18 protein-coding genes are annotated in these 19,969 nt (G+C 37.9%); 13 read left to right on the top strand and 5 right to left on the bottom strand.

The window, feature by feature from the left end; translation table 11 throughout:
* Positions 1-16 precede the first annotated feature (16 nt).
* Positions 17-394: a DUF1761 domain-containing protein gene (locus tag ACFQ4X_RS16235; protein WP_379836882.1), complete on the top strand. Its 378-nt coding sequence runs from the start codon at positions 17-19 to the stop codon at positions 392-394.
* 103 nt (positions 395-497) lie between these two features.
* On the opposite strand, the gene ACFQ4X_RS16230 is transcribed toward ACFQ4X_RS16235, so the two are convergent.
* On the bottom strand, positions 498-1,988 hold the full coding sequence (locus tag ACFQ4X_RS16230; RefSeq protein ID WP_379836880.1) for a peptide MFS transporter: 1,491 nt from the start codon (positions 1,986-1,988) through the stop codon (positions 498-500).
* Between the two features lie 310 nt (positions 1,989-2,298).
* On the opposite strand from ACFQ4X_RS16230, the gene rlmN reads away from it, so the two are divergent.
* From rlmN to ACFQ4X_RS16215, 3 genes are all read left to right on the top strand, one after another.
* A complete protein-coding gene (gene rlmN, locus ACFQ4X_RS16225; RefSeq protein ID WP_379836878.1) occupies positions 2,299-3,378 on the top strand; it encodes a 23S rRNA (adenine(2503)-C(2))-methyltransferase RlmN in 1,080 nt (359 codons plus the stop codon).
* Between the two features lie 638 nt (positions 3,379-4,016).
* Positions 4,017-5,969, top strand: coding sequence for an endonuclease MutS2 (locus tag ACFQ4X_RS16220; protein WP_379836876.1), 1,953 nt, complete (start codon positions 4,017-4,019; stop codon positions 5,967-5,969).
* Positions 5,970-5,983: 14 nt separating this feature from the next.
* On the top strand, positions 5,984-6,523 hold the full coding sequence (locus ACFQ4X_RS16215) for a GNAT family N-acetyltransferase (protein WP_379836874.1): 540 nt from the start codon (positions 5,984-5,986) through the stop codon (positions 6,521-6,523).
* 42 nt (positions 6,524-6,565) lie between these two features.
* Here the strand turns inward: ACFQ4X_RS16215 and ACFQ4X_RS16210 are convergent, their stop codons facing one another.
* A complete protein-coding gene (locus ACFQ4X_RS16210) occupies positions 6,566-8,116 on the bottom strand; it encodes a glycosyl hydrolase family 28-related protein (protein WP_379836872.1) in 1,551 nt (516 codons plus the stop codon).
* A 366-nt stretch (positions 8,117-8,482) separates the two neighbouring features.
* Between ACFQ4X_RS16210 and ACFQ4X_RS16205 the strand changes: the two genes are divergently transcribed.
* The 4 genes from ACFQ4X_RS16205 to ACFQ4X_RS16190 all read left to right on the top strand — a co-directional run bounded on the left by ACFQ4X_RS16205 (position 8,483) and on the right by ACFQ4X_RS16190 (position 13,201).
* On the top strand, positions 8,483-9,667 hold the full coding sequence (locus ACFQ4X_RS16205; RefSeq protein ID WP_379836870.1) for a hypothetical protein: 1,185 nt from the start codon (positions 8,483-8,485) through the stop codon (positions 9,665-9,667).
* Positions 9,668-9,680: 13 nt separating this feature from the next.
* Positions 9,681-10,268 (top strand): hypothetical protein, encoded by a 588-nt coding sequence (locus tag ACFQ4X_RS16200; protein WP_379836868.1) that lies wholly within the window; start codon positions 9,681-9,683, stop codon positions 10,266-10,268.
* 120 nt (positions 10,269-10,388) lie between these two features.
* A complete protein-coding gene (locus ACFQ4X_RS16195) occupies positions 10,389-12,434 on the top strand; it encodes a catalase (protein ID WP_379836866.1) in 2,046 nt (681 codons plus the stop codon).
* A gap of 113 nt (positions 12,435-12,547) precedes the next feature.
* Positions 12,548-13,201 (top strand): glycosyltransferase, encoded by a 654-nt coding sequence (locus tag ACFQ4X_RS16190; RefSeq protein ID WP_379836864.1) that lies wholly within the window; start codon positions 12,548-12,550, stop codon positions 13,199-13,201.
* Between the two features lie 111 nt (positions 13,202-13,312).
* Here ACFQ4X_RS16190 and ACFQ4X_RS16185 read toward each other — a convergent pair whose 3' ends face one another.
* Together ACFQ4X_RS16185 and ACFQ4X_RS16180 are read right to left on the bottom strand one after the other, a co-directional pair.
* Entirely contained in the window at positions 13,313-13,486 is a 174-nt protein-coding gene (locus ACFQ4X_RS16185) for a DUF4025 domain-containing protein (protein WP_379836862.1), read from the bottom strand.
* 149 nt (positions 13,487-13,635) lie between these two features.
* The gene (locus ACFQ4X_RS16180; protein WP_379836860.1) at positions 13,636-14,787 is read right to left on the bottom strand and encodes a GNAT family N-acetyltransferase; all 1,152 of its coding nucleotides are present in this window, start codon (positions 14,785-14,787) and stop codon (positions 13,636-13,638) included.
* 215 nt (positions 14,788-15,002) lie between these two features.
* On the opposite strand from ACFQ4X_RS16180, the gene ACFQ4X_RS16175 reads away from it, so the two are divergent.
* Both ACFQ4X_RS16175 and ACFQ4X_RS16170 read left to right on the top strand, forming a co-directional pair.
* Complete coding sequence (locus ACFQ4X_RS16175) at positions 15,003-15,698, top strand: pseudouridine synthase (RefSeq protein WP_379836858.1); 696 nt, start codon at positions 15,003-15,005, stop codon at positions 15,696-15,698.
* A 146-nt stretch (positions 15,699-15,844) separates the two neighbouring features.
* On the top strand, positions 15,845-17,215 hold the full coding sequence (locus tag ACFQ4X_RS16170) for a YjiH family protein (protein WP_379836856.1): 1,371 nt from the start codon (positions 15,845-15,847) through the stop codon (positions 17,213-17,215).
* A 235-nt stretch (positions 17,216-17,450) separates the two neighbouring features.
* Here ACFQ4X_RS16170 and ACFQ4X_RS16165 read toward each other — a convergent pair whose 3' ends face one another.
* Positions 17,451-17,927: a glutathione peroxidase gene (locus ACFQ4X_RS16165; RefSeq protein ID WP_379836854.1), complete on the bottom strand. Its 477-nt coding sequence runs from the start codon at positions 17,925-17,927 to the stop codon at positions 17,451-17,453.
* A gap of 112 nt (positions 17,928-18,039) precedes the next feature.
* On the opposite strand from ACFQ4X_RS16165, the gene ACFQ4X_RS16160 reads away from it, so the two are divergent.
* From ACFQ4X_RS16160 to ACFQ4X_RS16150, 3 genes are all read left to right on the top strand, one after another.
* Positions 18,040-18,519 carry an NUDIX hydrolase gene (locus ACFQ4X_RS16160; RefSeq protein ID WP_379836852.1) on the top strand — a complete coding sequence of 160 codons (480 nt, stop codon included), beginning with the start codon at positions 18,040-18,042 and terminating at the stop codon, positions 18,517-18,519.
* Positions 18,520-18,715: 196 nt separating this feature from the next.
* Positions 18,716-19,063: a flagellar basal body rod protein gene (locus ACFQ4X_RS16155; RefSeq protein WP_379836850.1), complete on the top strand. Its 348-nt coding sequence runs from the start codon at positions 18,716-18,718 to the stop codon at positions 19,061-19,063.
* A 252-nt stretch (positions 19,064-19,315) separates the two neighbouring features.
* Complete coding sequence (locus ACFQ4X_RS16150) at positions 19,316-19,960, top strand: PspA/IM30 family protein (RefSeq protein WP_379836848.1); 645 nt, start codon at positions 19,316-19,318, stop codon at positions 19,958-19,960.
* The last annotated feature ends 9 nt before the right edge of the window (positions 19,961-19,969 follow it).

The following is a 19,969-nucleotide window of genomic DNA, read 5'->3' as shown; positions in this document are numbered from 1 at the left end:
AAGGGGACAATAATTTATGAATCTCGGTGTTGAATTAAATGTAATATCTATTTTAATTGGCGGTCTTATGTATATGATTTATGGTGGTATTTATTATTCAGTTTTATTAGGAAAGAAAAAGGTTAATGAAAGTGAAGGTGCCTTCAAATATATCTATTCAGTAGTTGCTGCGTTCGTCAGCTCGCTATTAATGGCAATTCTCGTTCAAGCTTCTGGAGGAGATGGTCCTTTATCAGGCCTCGTAATAGGCTTAATAATTGGATTGCTTATTAGTCTTGTTTATTATAAGAATGCTTTATTTGGTCTGATGACAAAAAAATCGTGTTTAATAGCAATAGGAGATCATTTCGTTATATTCACTTTACTCGGTCTGCTGCACGGAATTCTCAATTAAATAACATGATTTTGAGCCTGCTTTTATGAGGCTCTTTTTTTTGCAATAAAAAAACACTGATATAATGGAATCCCATTACACCAGTGGCAAAAATGAATTTAGATTAACGAACACCTTTCATGAACCCTTGAATCTTAGGAGAAAGCATGAATAGGATAATACTTAGTAAAATAGCTACTCCACCAATAACTCCAAAATACATCATCTCTGTTTTATCAGTGTAGAACTTAACGATTTGTGCGTTAATTGCCTGTGCAGCTGCACTAGATAAGAACCATAAGCTCATTGTCTGTGCAGAGAAAGCAGCAGGTGCTAGCTTCGTTGTTGCAGAAAGGCCAACAGGTGATAATAATAGTTCGCCAAGTACAACGATAAAGTAACTAAGAACAAGCCATAATGGATTAACTAGTGCGTCTTCTCCACCAAAGTATGCAGGAAGAAGAATAACTAGGAACGATAATCCAGCAAATAATAAACTTAAAGCAAATTTCTTTGGTACTGTCGGTTGACGATCACCAAGCTTCACCCAAATCCAAGCGAATACAGGTGCTAGAACAATGATGAACAATGGGTTCAATGATTGGAACCAAGCTGGTGAGATCGTTAGTCCTGCAAATTCAAGATCTGTACGCTTATCTGCGTATACAGCAAGAATTGTAGAACCTTGTTCTTGAATAGCCCAGAACATTACAGATGCAATAAATAACGGGATGTACGCGATAATTCTTGAACGCTCTGTTGCAGTCGTTTTTGGACTGCGATACATTACGATAAAGTAAATTGTCGGAATTGTAATACCGAAAATACCAACAAGTGTAATGAAGATATCAAGTGTAAAAATACCAGCAGGAATTGTAATTCCTAAAATAACGGCTAATGCTACTGCTGTTATCCCAACGATTAAAGAATATTTTTTCTTTTCAGATGGAGATAATGGGTTTGGCACAAAAGTACCCGCAAGGCCAAGATTTTTTTTCTTTGTAACAACAAATACAATTAGTCCTAATAGCATACCAACGGCTGCAATCCCAAATCCTAGATGGAAGCTCGTTTTTGCAACTTCCCCTACAATTAACGGAGATAGAAATGCACCTAAGTTAATACCCATATAGAAAATACTGAATCCTGCATCTCGACGATTATCTTCTGGTGCATACATGTCACCTACAACGCTTGATACGTTAGGTTTAAGTAAGCCTGTCCCAATAACGATAAACACCATTGATACGAATAACATAGTCAGATTGCCTGGAAGTGATAAGACAATATGACCGATCATAATTAAAATACCACCATAGAATAAAGCTTTAGATGTACCAAAAACTCTGTCGGCTAACCAACCACCGATAACACCGGACATATATACGAGTGAACCATAGATAGACATGATTGCTAATGCAGTGGTTTGATCAATTCCTAAACCACCTTTTGAAACTTCGTAATACATGTAATAAATCAGTATTGCTCTCATTCCATAGTAGGAAAAGCGCTCCCAAAACTCAGTGAAGAAAAGAGTGAACAAACCTTTAGGATGTCCGAAGAAGCCTTTTTGAGGGACACTGTCCACAATTTTCTGTCTATTGATGTCTGACATAAGACAACCTCCTTTAGTTCTTTAAATATAATACTTTGAAATATTTATTATTGTCAAAAGTTTTTGGCTTATCTATTATTACAGGTTATTATTTATTCGTAAATGGAAATTACAACCTATATAGGTTAAATGGCTTATATAACTGCATAAAAAAGCTAAACAAATTATTATGAAAGACCTAGAATATAGTATGGTTTAAAAGATGAGATTTTAATATGAATGTATTGGAAATGGCATGATAACATTGTGGGAATGATAAGTTTTCAGTAGTATAGAAGAATAAGTTTAAGGTTTGAAAAGAGGTCTTTTTATGATAACTAATTCCATTTATGGATTAACATTTGAACAGCTTGCGGCATGGCTTTTAGAACATGGACATAAACAATACCGGGCATCACAAGTATGGGATTATCTTTACAGGAAGAGGGTAACAGATTTCTCTCAGATGATTGACGTAAATAAAGATTGTATAGATCTTTTAAAAAAGAGTTTTGTCATTCATACGTTATCGCACCATGTTAAACAAGAAGCATCTGATGGTACGGTTAAATTCCTATTTAAGCTTAAGGACGGCAACTTAATTGAAACAGTCTTGATGAGGCATAAATATGGTTTATCTGTTTGTGTAACAACTCAAGTAGGCTGCAACATTGGCTGCAGTTTTTGTGCAAGCGGCTTATTAACGAAAACTCGTGATTTAACGAGCGGTGAAATCGTAGAACAAATCATGAATGTTCAGCATCATTTGGACGATGCAGGAAAAGGTGAGAAGGTAAGTCATATCGTAGTAATGGGAATAGGTGAACCATTTGATAATTTTGAGAACATGGTAGACTTTTTACAGATTATCATCGATCAAAAGGGTCTTGCTATCGGATCCAGACACATCACTGTCTCGACTAGCGGGATTGTTAACAAAATTTATGAATTTGCCGATACAAAACTCCCTGTTAACTTAGCTATATCCTTGCATGCACCAAACAATGAACTGCGTACTAAGATCATGAAAATTAATCGTGCGTACCCTCTTGAAAAACTCATGGATTCAATCAATTATTACATTGAGAAAACAAACCGCCGTATAACGATTGAATATATCTTGCTTAAAGATGTGAATGATCATATAGAAGAAGCAAATGAACTTGCAGCACTTTTTCAGGATAAAAAGAAAAAAGTTTATATTAACTTAATCCCATATAACCCGGTTGATGAGCACAGTCAGTATCAGAGAAGTGCACAAGAATCCGTTTTAGCTTTCTATGACACACTCAAAAAGAACGGAATCAACTGTAAAATTCGCCAAGAGCACGGAACAGATATTGATGCTGCTTGCGGACAGTTAAGGAGTAAGCAGATAAAAAAGGAAAAAGACAAGTCAATAAATCTTTAATCATGATGAGGATGTCTCTTTTAACGAGGCATCCTCTTTTTATATGTAAAATTTGATTGGCTCGTAGAAGGGTAAGTTTGGCTCATAGAACGTTTATTTAGGCTCATAGAAAAACGAATGACCCATAGAGTTCTCGATTCGGCTCATTGGGAGTCTGGTTTGGCTTATAGACTTACGGTTTTGGCTCATAGGGTATAGCTTTTGGTTCATAGTACCCTTTTCTTTATTGACAGTTTGTAAATTAATTACATATAATGGAGGTATCAATGGAAAGGATGGTGTGTTTGTGAGCGTGAGCGTTCTTAACTAAAACAATTTGGATAAAGGCAAGCGAAAGAAAAATAAGCGGTTTTTACGTTTATTTGTTATGCTCTTTTGTTGCCGCCATTAGTTAAGAACAGCGGTCAGATACAAGCCATCATACACAAATCCTTGATGCTGCCGGACTCTTCTTAGGAGCCGATTTTTTTATGCATTTTTTCAGGGTGAAGTCTATCTATGAGGCAGAAATGACATGTTCATTTCTGTCTTTTTTTATTGGCATGTTCCTGGCCTCTGTTAGAGGAGGGGATTTTTGCTCAAACAGATGAATTTATGTTTTTAAAAATTTTATCATAAAGAAATTGGAGGCAGTTCCATTGAATACACAAACAATAAACATGCTTGAATATAAAAAAATTAAAGAAATTCTAGGTGGTTATGCTGTTAATGCTATAACAAGACGAGTGATTGAAACGTTAGAACCTTCTACAAACCTCTCCATCATTCAATCCTGGATGGTCGACACAACAGAGGCGCGACTTATATTAGAAAAAAGTGCAAGTGTTCCAATAGCAAACTTGAATGGTCTGGAGCACATACTTGAAATTCCGAAAAAAGGACTAAACCTGTCACCTGAACAGCTGACACTAGTTTATGGCCTTCTTGATAATGTCAGCAGAATGCAGCGGTATATGAAGGATAAGCAGTTTCTGGCACCTGCTGTATCTAGTTATGCGTACTCTATGTTTGATCTTCCAGAGGTAAAGGATGAAATCTACCGTTGTATACGAAATGGAAGAGTAGATGATCATGCCAGTAAATCTCTTTTAAAAACGAGAAAGAAGATTGCAGTCATAGAGGAACGAATTAAATCAAAGCTTGATAACATATTAAAATCCGCAGCCTACCGGGATATGATGCAGGAGCAAATCATTTCTATGAGGGATGGCCGTTATGTAATTCCGGTAAAAAGTAAATTCAAAAGAAATATAGATGGACAGATTCTCGATAGTTCATCGAGTGGTGCTACAGTTTACATGGAGCCAAATGATATCCGCAAGCTTCAAACAGAGATTAGTATGCTGCGAGCAGAAGAGGAGATTGAAATCTCTAAAGTTTTAAGTATTTTAACTGGTATGGTAGCGGGATATGAACGTGAACTTGGAATAAACATTGAAGGTATGGCCCATTATGATTTTATCTTTGCTAAAGCGAAGTACAGCAGGTCTTTAGATGCCACAAATGTTGAGCTAAATGCAGATAATAAGATTAAGATCGTAAACGGCAGACATCCTTTATTGGGAGAAAAATGTGTACCTTTACATTTTAGCCTTGGTGAAACTTATCAGGCACTTGTTATAACAGGACCGAATACTGGGGGGAAAACTGTTGCAATCAAGACTGTAGGTCTTTTAACAATGATGGTTCAATCTGGACTTCATGTTCCCGTAGGTGAAGGAAGTGAATTTGCAGTATTTCGTGAGATCTTCGCAGACATTGGTGACGGGCAAAGTATTGAACAATCGTTAAGTACTTTCTCTTCGCACATAACAAATATTATTTCAATAATGAAGCAAGCGGGACCTCAAGATTTAGTCATACTCGACGAGCTTGGAGCTGGAACAGACCCTGCAGAAGGAATGGGGCTGGCAGTAGCTATACTTGAGAAATTATACAGTCAAGGAAGTATGATTTTAGCAACCACTCACTATAGTGAGATCAAAGAGTTTGCAAATGTAACAAAAGGCTTCGAAAACGGATCAATGGAATTTGATTTAGAAACATTGCAGCCGCTTTATCGATTGATAATCGGAAAAGCGGGTAAAAGTCAGGCTCTATCAATAGCACTTAAGTTAGGAATGGAAAACGAGGTTATTAACCGTGCAAAAGAGGTCTCGTACAGCGATGAAGTTTATCCACATGTGGATAAAAATTCGATTCCCTTATCCACAGCAAACAATGAAATGCTTCAGATTTCGAGAGAAAAAGCTCAATCCACAGTAAAAAAGCCGCAAGAAAAACGGATTCCTGTTCAAAAAGAACAAGAAGCAACGTACAAAATTGGAGACCGAGTATATGTAACAAGTTTAAAAACTGCAGGAATCATTTGTGAGTTAGAGAATACACAAGGAGAATATGGAGTGATTGCCGGCGAAACAAAGCATCATATACACAAAAAACGCTTAATTCTTCATATTCGAAGTGAGATGCTATATCCAGAGGACTATGATATGGATATTGTGTTTGAAACAAAAGAGAATCGAAAAAAAGATAAAATGATGAACAAGCGTCACATTGATGGAATGACGATAGAAAGAGAGAACAGTTAAAGCGGGGATCATGCATGCAAAACACGATTATCTGTAAAGTTTTAAGTTTAAATGACTTAACTGATACTTTTTTAAGTGAATTTAATCGTTATCAAGTAACCAATCAGGTTTTGTTTAAGGAAAATCATCAATATAAAATGAAGTCCGATCATTTTATTGATGACTGGGATGAAAACAAAAAAGCTCAAGTCATTCATGATCTGCGTATCTGTTTGGATCAAGGTGGCAGGGCTATAGGAGCTTTTGACGAAGCGGGTCTAGCTGGTTTTGCAAATATAGATGGCTGCTTTTTCGGGTCAAAAATGCAATATTTAGAGCTTCCCTATATTCATATTTCTTCAGAGCGAAGATGCTCTGGGATAGGAAAAATACTCTTTAAAAAATGCTGTGAAGAGGCAAAAAAACTAGGGGCAGGAAAGCTTTATATTGCTGCACATCCATCCGTTGAATCACAGGAATTTTATAAAGCAATGGGATGTGATGAGGCTGTTGAGATTAACGATGTTATATTAAGTAGAGAACCACTTGATATTCAGTTAGAAAAAATTTTATAAACAAGAATAAAAAGAGGCTCCTGTCACTGACAGGAGCCTTTCTCACGCAAAAACTCTAACTTTATCAATCACTGCATTTTTTACATCTGTACCTACTTCGATAGGTGTTGAAAAGTACTTATCGCAGCTTATATTTTGAATCACTATATCATCGGCACGGTGGCTGCCTCCATAGACTTTAATCGCAGGACCGGCCGTCTTAAAGTCTTTTATTGTTACATGATTCAACAAAACGTTGCGTGCGCGATATTGGATAGCGATCACAGGGTTATTCTTATAATCATAAGAAGGATCGCCAATAAGGGTAAAATGATTGATCAATACGTGATTGTATCCTGAAACGACAAGTCCTCGGGGAGTTGAATCCTTGTAAAGATCAGTAAAAACCGGTGCAACAGCACATATATTAGTAGCAGAGATATGAAAAGCAGTTTTCGATTCTGGATCGATATCCTTGTGGTGGCCAATGTGTCTGAAATTATATGATCTATTATCATTCACAGACAAGTGGCCAACGATATGGACATTGGAAGCTGCAGAAGCATTATGATGCGCTTTAATCTCTAGACCTCCAAAGCATCGTGTTGTTGAGTTGTTCAAAAGCCACACGTTCTGGGATCCATCATCGATCTCAATCCCATTGGAGTTAGAAAATCCTTTTTTATGCGATCTTCCGCTAGGATCACACATGTGGGAGTTAGATATTAAAATATGTGAGCTGTGATGAGTTGTTATCCCATCATCTCCGAAGCCATATCCGTTAAGATTATCTAGCCAGATGTATTTACTTCCTCCTCTTGAAAGTGTGCCATCCCCTAAATAGGTATAGATAGAGGAAGATACGTCAAAACAGTGCAGTCCAGGGTTAATGGCTTCTATATCATGCATCCACCCATATATTACGTTTGCAAAAGTAAGACAGCTAGAACGATTGTTTCCTGCACTTGTTTTTTCTTCGTGTCCAAGTCTTTCGATGTTCCAGTCTAGACTCACTCCTTGTACTAAAATGTTGCGGTTGCCCCAAAAATGGTTTTTATTCGTTACAAGCCATTCACTCTTGGGGGAATGATCATGCAATTTTAATACTGATTTTCCCTTTCCTTCCCCTATTATGCATGTCCATGAAGGCAGTTTTATTCCTTTTGTGAGATATGTGCCCTTAGGGATGCGTACTATTACTTTCCCTCTTCCTATAGCTTTCTTAAAAGCTTCTGTATCATCTGCGATTCCATCACCAATTGCTCCATAATCTTTTACGTTTACTTCCTCTTTTACTTCTTTTAATAGTTTCGTATATTGATGATCCAGCTCGTTTTTCCAATTTGGATAGATGGTTTCTTCTGAATCACAGCATATTTGTGTTGTTGATACTTTTTGATAACCGATGTTTTTAACCAGCGTTCTTTTTGTAATTAATTTCATCCAATTAAATAGAGCTTTCTTGTTTTCGTTTCTCTTTATACTGTGGCTGCTCTCATTAAATAAAGCTTCCGTTTCAGATAGAGCTTCCTTAAGTGAAAAATTCTCTTGCTGATGATCTTTTATAAGCTTTGCATTTTTATTAGGATTATGTTTTTTATCTAAATAAATCAATATATTCTCACCTCAGCCTCAAATGAAGAATTTATGCTAATGATTCCCGTTCAGTTAATTTGTAATCAGAAAAGAAAATCGGGGTAGGGTAGGGCATGCAAACAAAAACATTTACTTGTAAACAAATTCGTTTGCATGTTTACGAAAATGTTTGCGGTTGTTTGCAATAAAGTTTGCATGTTTGCGAATATGTTTACACGTTGGTGTGTGAGGGTTTATAGGTAAAACAGTATTTCGTTTACAACAATGTTTGCATGTTTACATTTTTGTTAAAAGAAAAAATAGGCATTGTTTAATTTGCCAATACATTCTAATCTATTAATATAGCAACAAAATAACAATTGAAATATGAAAGGATGAATGCCCGTGAGTAAATCTAGAATTGCAGCAATCGATGTAGGCAATGATTCATTAAAAGGGATATTTGGAAAATTAGATTATGAGCTGAACATACCAAACGTTATCGCAAGAGATATTGAAGACCGTCCTGTTATCGGGATTGAAGAATTAGACAGCAAAGATCCTTTAGAAGGAATACATATTAAAGTCCACTCCCCTGCTCTTAAAGAAAACAATGTAATTTACCGTGTTGGAGAATTGGCAGCTAAAAGTGACAACTCTACAGAATTAGATCCAGGAAGCAGCAAGTCTGAAGAAGATCAGACATTGATCATGCTTTTTGCAGCTCTTGCCCTCGACGCTGTTAGAGACGAAAACGCAAAAACTTTCACTAAAAACAATAATGTACTTGATACAAGCTACATTTTAGGTACAGGATTGCCTCTTCGTGAAGTAAAAGAAGGTAAAGATGCTGGATACCGCTCTAAGTTGTTAGGCTCTGTTCACCAGGTAGAGTTTTTAGTTACACCAAAATATCAGGGGTTAAAAGTAAATATAAAGTTTGAAGAAGTAAAGGTTTATCCAGAAGGATTTGCTGCGTTCATTAACCTTGTAATGGATAACGATTTGAATATCATTAACAAGGATTTAATCGACAAGCCTATTCTTATTCAGGATATTGGCGGATTATCAACTGATATCGCAGTAATCAAAAATAGAAATGTTGATGATGATAAAGCACAAGGCTTTAACCTCGGAGTTTCTGAAGCATTAGAACAGATTAGAGAAGAAATCCGTTCAAAACATGGTGTTGAACTCGACAGCCGACGTGATGTTGTTGACATTATTACGAAGAAGACAAACCGAAACCATATAATGGTGCGCGGAAGCCGTACAAGCGTACACGATATTACAGACCGTATTTTGGTAGACTTAGCTAAAAAGCAATACCGTCTGCTTCGCAATGTGTGGCAAAAGAATTCTCAGACTGAGATCTGCTACTTTGTAGGCGGAGGTTCTGCAGTCTTAAAGGATTATATTAAGACGCTAAATAATAACCTTGATGGATATAACATTGACTTTTTTGAGGATGAAAAAGAGAGCATCTGGATGATGGCGAATGCTTATTATAAGCTGATTTCTGATCACCTTAAGAGGATGACGAAAGACCAAAAGAGTGAGGACAAAGAGAAAAAAGCCGTTAAAGCTTAAGTAGGGTGATGAAATGGATAAAAAAGCTGCCAATGAAATAACCAGAGGCAAAACGATTGCTTTTCGTATACCCTCTGATACCCCTGATCACGTCTTAAAGCAGCTTCAAAAGCTTAAAGAGACGGAGAGACGTAACTTTTCGAGCAGGATTTCAGAGTTCGTCATGCAGGGTGTTGGACAAACCATTCAAAAAGATAGAGAGACAATCACCATCCCGCTCCCAAAAAATCTTAGTAAAATGCAAAGGGATTGGCTTAAGCATGAACATTCTGAAGCCTTATTAGGCAATATTATGTATCAGCTTATATCAAATCCTGTTAGAACCGCTTCATTACTCGCAGCTTTAAACAGCAATTCTACGGATATTGATCAAGCTTTATATCTGCAAGAAGAAGAGCAGAATGATGAAGTTACTATAGACGTTTATGATGATGAAACAGTTAATCTTGATACAATTGATGATTTAGATGATGATGATTTAAGTCAATTTGATTGGGATAACGCTAAACGTGAGGAAGACGAACCAAAAGAGGAACCGAAAGATCCTGAAAAAGAAATGGAAGATTTATTAGGAGATTTCCTCGCACATATGAATAAGTAATGGAAAGCGCAGCTGAGCTTATAGCTGCGCTTTTTTTGCGGAAAATTTCAGTTTGTTAACTGTCTTCGAAGGGAAGGGTTCTTATGTGAAGTTAAAAAACCTACAGAGAGGAACAGTTGAATGAGCGAAAAGAGTAAAATGAGTGGAAACACTAAAGACGAACAACTGGAACAATTTCGTGTAGATGATGAAGGCAAGAAGCTGACGACAAATCAAGGTGTAAAAGTATCGGAGGATGAGTTTTCTCTTAAAGCGGGTGAACGTGGACCAACTTTAATGGAGGATTTTCACTTCCGGGAGAAAATGACACACTTTGACCATGAACGAATCCCGGAAAGAATTGTACATGCCCGGGGCTTTGCAGCTCATGGTGAATTTGAATTATATGAGTCTTTAAAGGAATTTACGAAAGCGGATTTTTTGCAGGATACTTCTAAAAAGACACCAACTTTTGTACGTTTTTCAACTGTTGCTGGGTCACGCGGCTCTGCAGAAACAGTGCGTGATGCACGCGGCTTCGCAACAAAATTTTATACAGAAGAAGGGAATTATGATCTAGTCGGCAATAATATCCCGGTCTTTTTTATACAGGATGCTATTAAGTTTCCAGATTTGGTTCATGCGTTAAAACCAGAGCCTCATAATGAGATGCCGCAAGCAGCAAGTGCTCATGATACGTTCTGGGATTTTGTTGCGAACAATCAAGAATCTGCACATATGGTTATGTGGGCAATGTCTGATCGTGCTATTCCAAGAAGTTTCCGCATGATGGAAGGGTTCGGTGTACATACGTTCCGTCTTGTTAACGACGAGGGTAAAGCACATTTTGTTAAATTCCACTGGAAGCCTGTACTAGGCACACATTCTCTTGTATGGGATGAAGCTCAAAAAATATCAGGAAAGGATCCTGACTTCCACCGCCGTGACCTTTGGGAATCGATTGAAAACGGTGATTATCCGGAGTATGAATTAGGACTCCAAATTATCGCTGAAGAAGATGAGTTTAAGTTTGATTTTGATATTCTTGATCCTACGAAATTATGGCCGGAAGAAGATGTTCCTGTAAAAATAGTTGGGAAAATGACGTTAAACCGAAACGTGGATAATGTATTTGCGGAAACGGAACAGGTCGCTTTCCATCCTGGTCATGTAGTGCCGGGTATCGATTTTTCAAATGATCCTCTGCTTCAGGGGCGTTTATTTTCCTATACAGATACTCAATTACTTCGTCTTGGCGGTCCAAATTTTCATGAACTTCCGATTAACCGTCCAGTTTGTCCGTTTCATAACAATCAAAGGGATGGCTTCGGACGTCAGACCATTAATAGAGGGCAAGTAAGCTACCACAAAAACTCCCTTGCCGTTAACACGCCGTCACCAGCATCCGAAGAAGAAGGCGGCTATGTTCATTACCAGGAAAAAGTAGAAGGCAGAAAGGTCCGCAGCAGAAGTGAAAGCTTTAAAGATTACTTCTCTCAAGCGACTCTTTTCTGGAACAGTATGAGTGAACCAGAGAAACAGCATTTAAAAAATGCGTTTAGCTTTGAACTAGGGAAAGTAAAGAGCAAATCCGTTCAGCAGCAAGTTGTTGATATGTTTGCGAATGTCAGCGTAGAGCTTGCAGCAACGTTTGCTGAAGCAATTGGAGCTGAACCTCCTGCAGGTAAGGAATCCGAAGTTACGAAATCTTCCCCTGCGTTAAGCCAGCTAAATACAAAGAAAAACCCAAGCACACGTAAAGTTGGAGTTATCGTTGGCAATGAAATAAATGGGAAAGAAGTCTCTGCTATACTAAAAACTCTAAAAGCTAAAGGGATTCAGGCAGAAGTTATTAGTGATAAGTTAGGTAAACCAATGGCTGGTGATGGCACTGAATTGGAAGTCATGCATACATTTTTGACAGCATCCTCGGTATTGTTTGACGCGATTTATCTTGCAGGCGGCAGTACGGATGCCAAATTCAAGAAGAATGCATTGCACTTTATAAACGAAGCATACGCGCACTATAAGCCGATCGGCGCTACGCACGAGGGTGCTTTCTTGCTGAAAGAAGCCGAAATAATGGATGATACAGGTGTCGTAAGCAGTGATGACATAAATGATTTTACAGAGCGGTTTACCGATGCTATTGCAGCTCATCGTCATTGGGACAGACAAATTATATAGTTAACAAAAAGTTGCAGCTTCATTTATGAAGTTGCATTTTTTATGTCAAAAGAATGAAATGAAAAGTTTTATCCAAACTACCTATGTAGGATTAAATTTTAAGGAGAGATTTTATGAGGAAAAAAATCATATCTATAATTATGGTGTTAGCAATAGCATTCCCTGTATTTTCAGCACCGCTTCAAGCAGAAGCAAAAGCAAAACGCGACCAGGGACCTTGTTATAGCCAGAATGCGATAAACCTGTATTCGACCCAAAGAAGACTTTGGAAAGATCATGTTTATTGGACAAGAAGCTATATTGAAAGTGCTTTGTCAGGACTTCCAAATAAAGATGCCGTTTTGAAAAGATTATTGCAAAACCAAGCTGACATCGGTAATTCAATTAAACCTTATTATGGCGATGCCGCAGGCAACCAGCTGACTAAATTGCTGACAGAACACATTGTTATCGCAGGACAACTGGTAGATGCTTTAAGTAAAGGCGATAAAGTTAATGCAGAAAAATACAATAAAGAATGGTACCGAAACGCTGATGACATCGCTAAATTTTTAAGTAAGGCAAACCCAAACTGGGCAGAGCAAGAAATGAAAGATTTGCTGTATATACATTTACAGCTTTTAACGGATGAGGTTGCAGCCTTTCTAAATAAAGACTGGGCTGGAGAAATTGTAGCTTTTGATAAAGGGAAAAATCATATCGTAATGCTCGGAGATGAAATTACTAACGGTATTATGAAGCAATTTCCTCATCAATTTAGAAACTAAATCAATAAAAGAAGCCTCTCTTTACAAAGAGAGGCTTTTAAAATTAGGTGAAATAGGTTTTCAAATTAAAATGACCCGCTTAACGATCAAGCGGGTCATTTTATAGTTCGATCAATCTTTTTTCTTTTCTTGTTTTTTCTTTTCATCAATTGTTCCTTGATTAAAGGTGTCATTGATTTGTTCATGGACAGTTTCTAAGTTTTTCTCGGTGTCTGATTTGTTTTTCTTATTAGGCTCATAATTTTCTTCAGCTACTTTTTCGGATTGTTTATTTTTATCACTCATAACATTTTAGCCTCCTTTATAAATAACAAAAAACTCGTGATGATCAGCCGGAAATGGCCGTTATATTTCAATTCCCTATAGTATTAACCTGAAACATAGCAAATATGAAAAAGCCCCATCCTATTCTCGAGGATGAGGCGTGGAAATTATTAAAAGAAATCAATAAAGGCTGCAGGAAGCTTTGTGATGCTCTGTTCGAGTTGGATAACGTCTTCCTTTTTACCTTTAATCTTACCGCATTCATGTAAAAAGGCAGGTTTTTGAGATCCTAGAAAGACTGCAGTCAGCGTTTGTACATCCATGCTGAGCTTACCTTTCTCGCTTGCTGGTTTTGACACAATCCCATTTTGAGAAATGAAATAGGTTCTGTTATTCCACTCCGCTTTTTCATCGATAACCGAAATAGATAGAGAGGACTCTATTGCTTTAAAAGGATACTGTTTTAAAAATCCTTCAACATCCACAATTCGAGCCATAAAATAAGGATAATGCTCTTGATGAATCCTTGGGTTATTCAATAAATAAGGAAGCTGGTCATGTGCTGGTTCAACGATTTTCACTTTATCAACCATTGAATCATGCTGACAGATAAAGTTCCATAGTGCTCGTCTGGCGTCTTCAGTTACATACACAAACTCTTGAACATCCAGCAGTTTGTCTGCAGCCTTACAGCATAAATAGCCTTGAGGCACTCCCTTTTCATCTTTGTAAACGATTCGGTTGTATCCATCTGTAAATACGTGATTATTCCACCAATAGTCAGTACGAATCAATAAATGATTGTATTTCGCAAACCATTTTTCATAAACCGAATTTAAAAGGGAGTTCCCGTCTTCTTGTTTAAGCCTGAATACACTGCCTGGAATATCTTCATAACGATATAAATCATTTTTTTCGATTGTGTACTTATTAACTGAAGCTGTCAGTTCCCACCCGAACCTGCGATAAAACGAAATGTTAAAGGGGTGCAGCAAGCTGATTGTCTGACCTTTATCCTTCATCGCCAATAGTGTTTTATTAAGCAGGCGTGTTACAGAACCTTTTCGTCTATGCTCAGGCCATGTAGCAACTCCCGCTAATCCTCCCATGGCAAATCGACAATTTTCTATGATTATTTCCAGGGAAAGAATATGCACCTTCGATATTAATTCTTCGTTTTCAAATTCTCCCCAAATTTCATGCCGCTTCAGCATCTCATATCGTTTAGGCAGATCCTCTTTTTTTACTTTGTATTGAAATGCGTATTCAGAGAGTTGGATAGCTTTATCAAATTCTTCTTCTTTTATTTTTCGTAATTGCATACTGTACAGCCTCCCATTCACTCTATATTTTACAAGTTTAAGAAGATACTTGGAAAGTTATTTATAGTAATATTCTGATAACAAGTGCTATCCGTAATAGGATATTATAATTAGAGAAAAATATTGGATATTTATAAAAAGTATCGAAAATATATTCAAATACAGTTATAATTATAAACTGTTGTGCATAAAGCAACGACAAAGTGAGGACATTCATGCGAATTCATAAATATATAAGTTTGACAGGATATTGTTCCAGGCGGGAAGTTAAGCGTCTTTTAGAAAACGGCCGTATTACGGTGAATGGCGTTGTTTGCAATAAAGATTCAGAAGTAGATGAAGGCGATACGGTACTAATCGATCATAAGCCAATTCCTAGAAAAAAAATTTCTATATATCTCGCTTTTAATAAACCAGTTGGCATTACATGTACAGCTAACCCTGAGATAAAAGGAAATATTCTGGAGTATGTAAATGTGTCTGAACGTGTTTTTCCGGTTGGACGGTTAGATAAAGCCTCTCAAGGATTGATTCTGCTTACAAATGACGGGGAGCTTGCAAATCGTATCTCCCAATCTGACTTTGGGCATGAAAAAGAGTATGAAGTGACTCTAAATCAGCCTGTAACGGAGCTTTTTCTTCAAAAAATGGCAGAGGGTGTTCCTGTTCTTAACACAATAACAAGTCCGGCAAAAACAAAGTTTGTCAGTAAATATGTGTTTCGAATAACTCTGACTCAAGGGTTGAATCGTCAGATCAGAAGAATGTGCAAGGCACTTGGATATGAAGTAGAGAAACTGGAACGCATACGCATAATGAATATACATCTTCATACATTGGCAGCTGGAAAGTGGAGAGAACTTAAGTCTGACGAGCTTCTAGTGTTAAAAGAGGGCTTAGATCTTCTATAATAACGGGAAATATTCTACGTTTATCGTATACATTTCTATAGTCTTTAGATTATTTATAAATTTGCGAAAACTATTAAAATCTCATATACTTGGTGACGGAAAGTATGTGAAAGCGCTTTACATTTTAGAAAGAGAGGCACTGCATCATGGAATTACAAAAACAGCAAGCTTACAACCAGATGAGACAGAAGAGCTATAGCAAGTTTATCGTTCCATCTTTAATTGGTATCTTCCTATTTATGATCCCCATCTCTTATCAAGGGGAAATTACGATCCCAGTAGCTATACTTGCAGGAATCTTACAAGATGCTATTGGTGAATTTATTCCTCAAATCATGACTGCTATTATTGCAATAACAGTTTTAGGTTCGTTGATTACTTACTTTGCAAAACCAAAAGTGATCGTCAGCAACCCCTTTTTAAACACATTATTTAATGTTAATATCGCATGGCAATTGATCCGTGTTCTTGGACTGATTTTTGCGGTGATGACATTGTTTAAGCTTGGACCGGAAGCAATTTGGTCAGAAAATACAGGACAATTATTGCTGTATGATCTGATCCCTGTGTTATTTTCCGTGTTCTTGTTTGCAGGGTTATTCTTGCCATTATTATTTAACTTTGGATTACTAGAATTTTGCGGAGCATTGCTCGTGAAAATTATGCGCCCCGTGTTTAAGCTTCCTGGCCGTTCGTCTATTGATTGTTTGGCATCTTGGCTTGGAGACGGAACGATTGGTGTTCTTTTAACGAACAAGCAGTATGAAGAAGGGTATTATACGAAGCGTGAGGCAGCGGTAATCGGAACGACCTTTTCGGTTGTATCTATTACTTTTGCGATTGTTGTACTTGCACAGGTAGATTTGGCTCATATGATCGTTCCTTATTATTTAACGGTAGTTTTGGCTGGGTTAGCATGTGCGATTATAATCCCCCGCATCCCTCCGCTATCAAGAAAAGCGGATACGTACTATGAAGGTGCGAAGGAAAACGTTGTAGATGAAGTGATTCCCCACGGGGAAACCCCGTTTAGCTTTGGTCTTAAAAAAGCACTAGATCGTGCACATCAAAACAAAAAAGCAGCACCTTTAGTAAAAGAAGGCATTCAAAACGTTCTCGATATGTGGATGGGAGTTGTTCCGATTGTAATGGCAATTGGTACATCAGCACTGATCGTTGCTGAGTTCACACCATTCTTTTCATATCTTGGAGCTCCTTTCGTACCGATTCTAGAACTTCTGCAAGTTCCGCAAGCATCTGAGGCAGCTCAGACGATTGTTATTGGATTTGCAGACATGTTCCTTCCGTCCATTATTGGTGCGGGTATCGAAAGTGAGTTAACGCGTTTTGTTATTGCGGCAATGTCAGTCGTACAGTTAATCTATATGTCTGAAGTAGGCGGACTGCTATTAGCATCTAAAGTGCCTGTTAACTTTAAAGATCTAGTAATTATCTTTTTCTTGCGTACTTTCGTTTCCCTGCCGATTGTTGTTGGAATAGCACATTTATTGTTTTAAACATAGAAAAGCTGTTCAGAGGAGTTTCCTTTGAACAGCTTTTTCTAACCTCTCTTCATTGGAAAATTGGTTGGAGCGGAAGGTGCGAGACTCCTGCGGGACGAGCGGTCAGGTGGAGACTCCTAATGGCGCAATGCGGCAGGAGGCTCACCGCACGCCCCGCGGAAAGCGGGCAGCCTGGAGCGGAAATCAACCCACTTACAAGAGCAACAAAGATTGCGAAAACAGCCTTTTCTTAAAGCAGCTCTTGTATATCTTTTTCAATAGTTTCAGGTTTGTCAGTGGGTGCATACCGTTTTACCACACGGCCTTCGCGATCTACAAGGAACTTTGTGAAATTCCACTTTATTGCTTTGGAACCTAGAATGCCTGGTGCTTCTGTCGATAAATGTTTAAAAAGAGGATGTGCATCGTCTCCATTCACGTTCACTTTCGCAAACATTGGGAAGTTTACTCCGTAGTTCAACTCACAAAACTCTTGTATTTCATCGCTTGTCCCAGGCTCTTGTGCACCAAATTGGTTACAAGGAAATCCAAGAATAGTGAATCCCTTATCTTTATTTGCCTCATAGATTGATTGAAGCCCTTGATATTGGGGCGTAAATCCGCACTTGCTTGCCGTATTTACAATCAATATAACGTTGCCTTTATAAGGCTCGAGACTTGTTTGATCACCTTTTATCGTTTCAACAGGAAAACCATAGATTGACATTTTAATGTCTCCTTTTCGTTTCATTTCTTATAGTTTAACGGTATTTGTAATGGCTTTCATGAAAAATGCTCTTAATGGTAGAATAAGGATACTTAAAAGGGGGATGCAAAAAATGGATGCAGTGTTTCATGTGGAACATCAGGTTTTTAACTACCGTGTAGCAGGGGTTTTAATTCAAGATGGACATGTATTAATTCACCGTTCAAAGGTAGAAACACACTGGTCATTGCCAGGTGGCAGGGTAAAGCTGGGAGAAGATGCGAGGACTAGCTTGAAGCGTGAGATGGCAGAGGAATTAGCATTAGATGTCGATACTCTTAAACACCTTTGTACAATTGAAAACTTTTTTACATACAACGAAAAAAATATTCATGAAGTTGGACTATACTTTGAAATACTTGCACGCGATCCATTATCTCTTCATAACGGGGAAGAATTTACGGTCGAAGAGGCAGAAAGACTTGTATTTAAATGGGTGCCTTTGAAAGATCTCACAGCTTATCAATTGTATCCAGAAGTATTAGAAAACAAATTAATGACGGGTTCTCTTGAGTCAGATTATTTTTTTGTAAATGATCTGCAGAATGTATAGGTGCATAAAAAGGGTGAAACGAACAGAGAAGGAGAAGCGGCTAAATAAGCTGCTTCTCTTTTTTTGTTTTGTGGGATGGGACAGACCCGGGTCTGTCCCCATCTACGCCTCAAGTCTTATTGGAAAATACAGCCAAGGTCAGTTTTGGGAAATCTTGCAGCGAGGTAAGCTAAAGATACGAAAGGAGGCAGCCGCTATGAAAAAATTAGGCTTGCTTGTTGTAGGAGGAATTGCTGCTATCGTATTGATGGCTAACTTGGGTCCGATGGTTGGACTCGCGATCGGTCTTGCTGTTATGTACTACGCATATAAGAAATGCATAACTGCAGAAACCGGCGGTAAGAAATTTTGGTGGGGAACACTTTCCGTTATTGGACTTTGTGTATCCGTAGCAAACATCCCAGCGATCTTAGGTGCAGTTGCCATTTATGTACTCTATGTGGTGTACAAAAAATGGAACGAAAAAGAATCTATGGAAGAGCACACAGAAAATGATCCATTCACTAACTTTGAAAAAGAATGGGCAAAACTTAAAAACAGCTAAAAAAACAAGTAAACATTATTGCGATTAGTAGATGTTGATTTCCGCTCCAGGATGTTCGCTTTCCGCGGGGCATGCGGTGAGACTCCTCGCGCTTTGCGCCTTTAGGAGTCTCACCTGTCCCGCTGATCCCGCAGGAGTCTCGCACCTTGCTCTCCAATCAACTAGTCAAAGAAGCCTACTGAACAAAAAATGTTAAAAAGCAACAATCTTTTAGAATTGAGCTAAAAACAAAACAAAAAGGAGCTAACAAAAATGAACTTATTTGAAAGAATCAAAAACTCTATCTCAGCAGATGTTCACGAACTTTTAGATCAAAAGGAGAAAAAGAATCCTCTTTCTCTCTTGAATCAATATTTAAGACAATGCGAGCAAGAGGTGAACAAGGCGCGTAAGCTTGTTGAGCGCCAGCAGCTTTTAAAAGATCAATTTGCACGTGAAATTCAAGAAGCAGAGGCAAAAGCAGCTAAGCGCAGTCACCAGGCAGAATTAGCTCAACAAGCTAATGAACAAGAGCTTTACCAGTTTGCTATTCAAGAAAAAGAGCAGCATGAAGCACGTGCGGGCAAGCTGAAAGAATCCGCAGCACAAACGGAAAAAGATCTTACAGAGCTGGAGCAAAAATATGAACAAATGAAACATAAGCTGAAGGATATGCAAATTAAGCGTATGGAATTAATGGGCCGTGAGAATGTAGCTAGAGCTCACCGAAAGATGGATCGTGTAATTGAGCCTGCTAATGTGTTGAAGAATACAGCTTTCAAATTTGATGAGCTTGAAAATTACATGGACCGACTTGAGCAGAAAGTAAACGCTGATTATTATGCGAGCTCTATGGAAGCAAAACTCGCAAAGTTAGAAAAAGATTGGAAAAAAGAAGAAACTCCTACTACCGTTTAATGCAGTATA

The organism is Fictibacillus halophilus, assembly GCF_042680145.1.
In the GTDB taxonomy this organism is placed as follows: Bacteria; Bacillota; Bacilli; order Bacillales; family Fictibacillaceae; genus Fictibacillus; species Fictibacillus halophilus_A.
Note: the sequence above shows the minus strand (reverse complement) of the source record. Positions and strands in the feature narration are given on the sequence as shown.

Excerpts from the sequence above, each read along its gene's own strand:
- ACFQ4X_RS16175 (WP_379836858.1), top strand. The coding sequence starts at position 15,003 with ATGCGAATTCATAAATATATAAGTTTGACAGGATATTGTTCCAGGCGG.
- rlmN (WP_379836878.1), top strand. The coding sequence starts at position 2,299 with ATGATAACTAATTCCATTTATGGATTAACATTTGAACAGCTTGCGGCA.
- ACFQ4X_RS16165 (WP_379836854.1), bottom strand. The coding sequence starts at position 17,927 with ATGTCAATCTATGGTTTTCCTGTTGAAACGATAAAAGGTGATCAAACA.
- ACFQ4X_RS16215 (WP_379836874.1), top strand. The coding sequence starts at position 5,984 with ATGCAAAACACGATTATCTGTAAAGTTTTAAGTTTAAATGACTTAACT.
- ACFQ4X_RS16185 (WP_379836862.1), bottom strand. The coding sequence starts at position 13,486 with ATGAGTGATAAAAATAAACAATCCGAAAAAGTAGCTGAAGAAAATTAT.
- ACFQ4X_RS16160 (WP_379836852.1), top strand. The coding sequence starts at position 18,040 with ATGGATGCAGTGTTTCATGTGGAACATCAGGTTTTTAACTACCGTGTA.
- ACFQ4X_RS16150 (WP_379836848.1), top strand. The coding sequence starts at position 19,316 with ATGAACTTATTTGAAAGAATCAAAAACTCTATCTCAGCAGATGTTCAC.
- ACFQ4X_RS16230 (WP_379836880.1), bottom strand. The coding sequence starts at position 1,988 with ATGTCAGACATCAATAGACAGAAAATTGTGGACAGTGTCCCTCAAAAA.
- ACFQ4X_RS16235 (WP_379836882.1), top strand. The coding sequence starts at position 17 with ATGAATCTCGGTGTTGAATTAAATGTAATATCTATTTTAATTGGCGGT.
- ACFQ4X_RS16180 (WP_379836860.1), bottom strand. The coding sequence starts at position 14,787 with ATGCAATTACGAAAAATAAAAGAAGAAGAATTTGATAAAGCTATCCAA.
- ACFQ4X_RS16155 (WP_379836850.1), top strand. The coding sequence starts at position 18,716 with ATGAAAAAATTAGGCTTGCTTGTTGTAGGAGGAATTGCTGCTATCGTA.
- ACFQ4X_RS16200 (WP_379836868.1), top strand. The coding sequence starts at position 9,681 with ATGGATAAAAAAGCTGCCAATGAAATAACCAGAGGCAAAACGATTGCT.
- ACFQ4X_RS16195 (WP_379836866.1), top strand. The coding sequence starts at position 10,389 with ATGAGCGAAAAGAGTAAAATGAGTGGAAACACTAAAGACGAACAACTG.
- ACFQ4X_RS16170 (WP_379836856.1), top strand. The coding sequence starts at position 15,845 with ATGGAATTACAAAAACAGCAAGCTTACAACCAGATGAGACAGAAGAGC.
- ACFQ4X_RS16190 (WP_379836864.1), top strand. The coding sequence starts at position 12,548 with ATGAGGAAAAAAATCATATCTATAATTATGGTGTTAGCAATAGCATTC.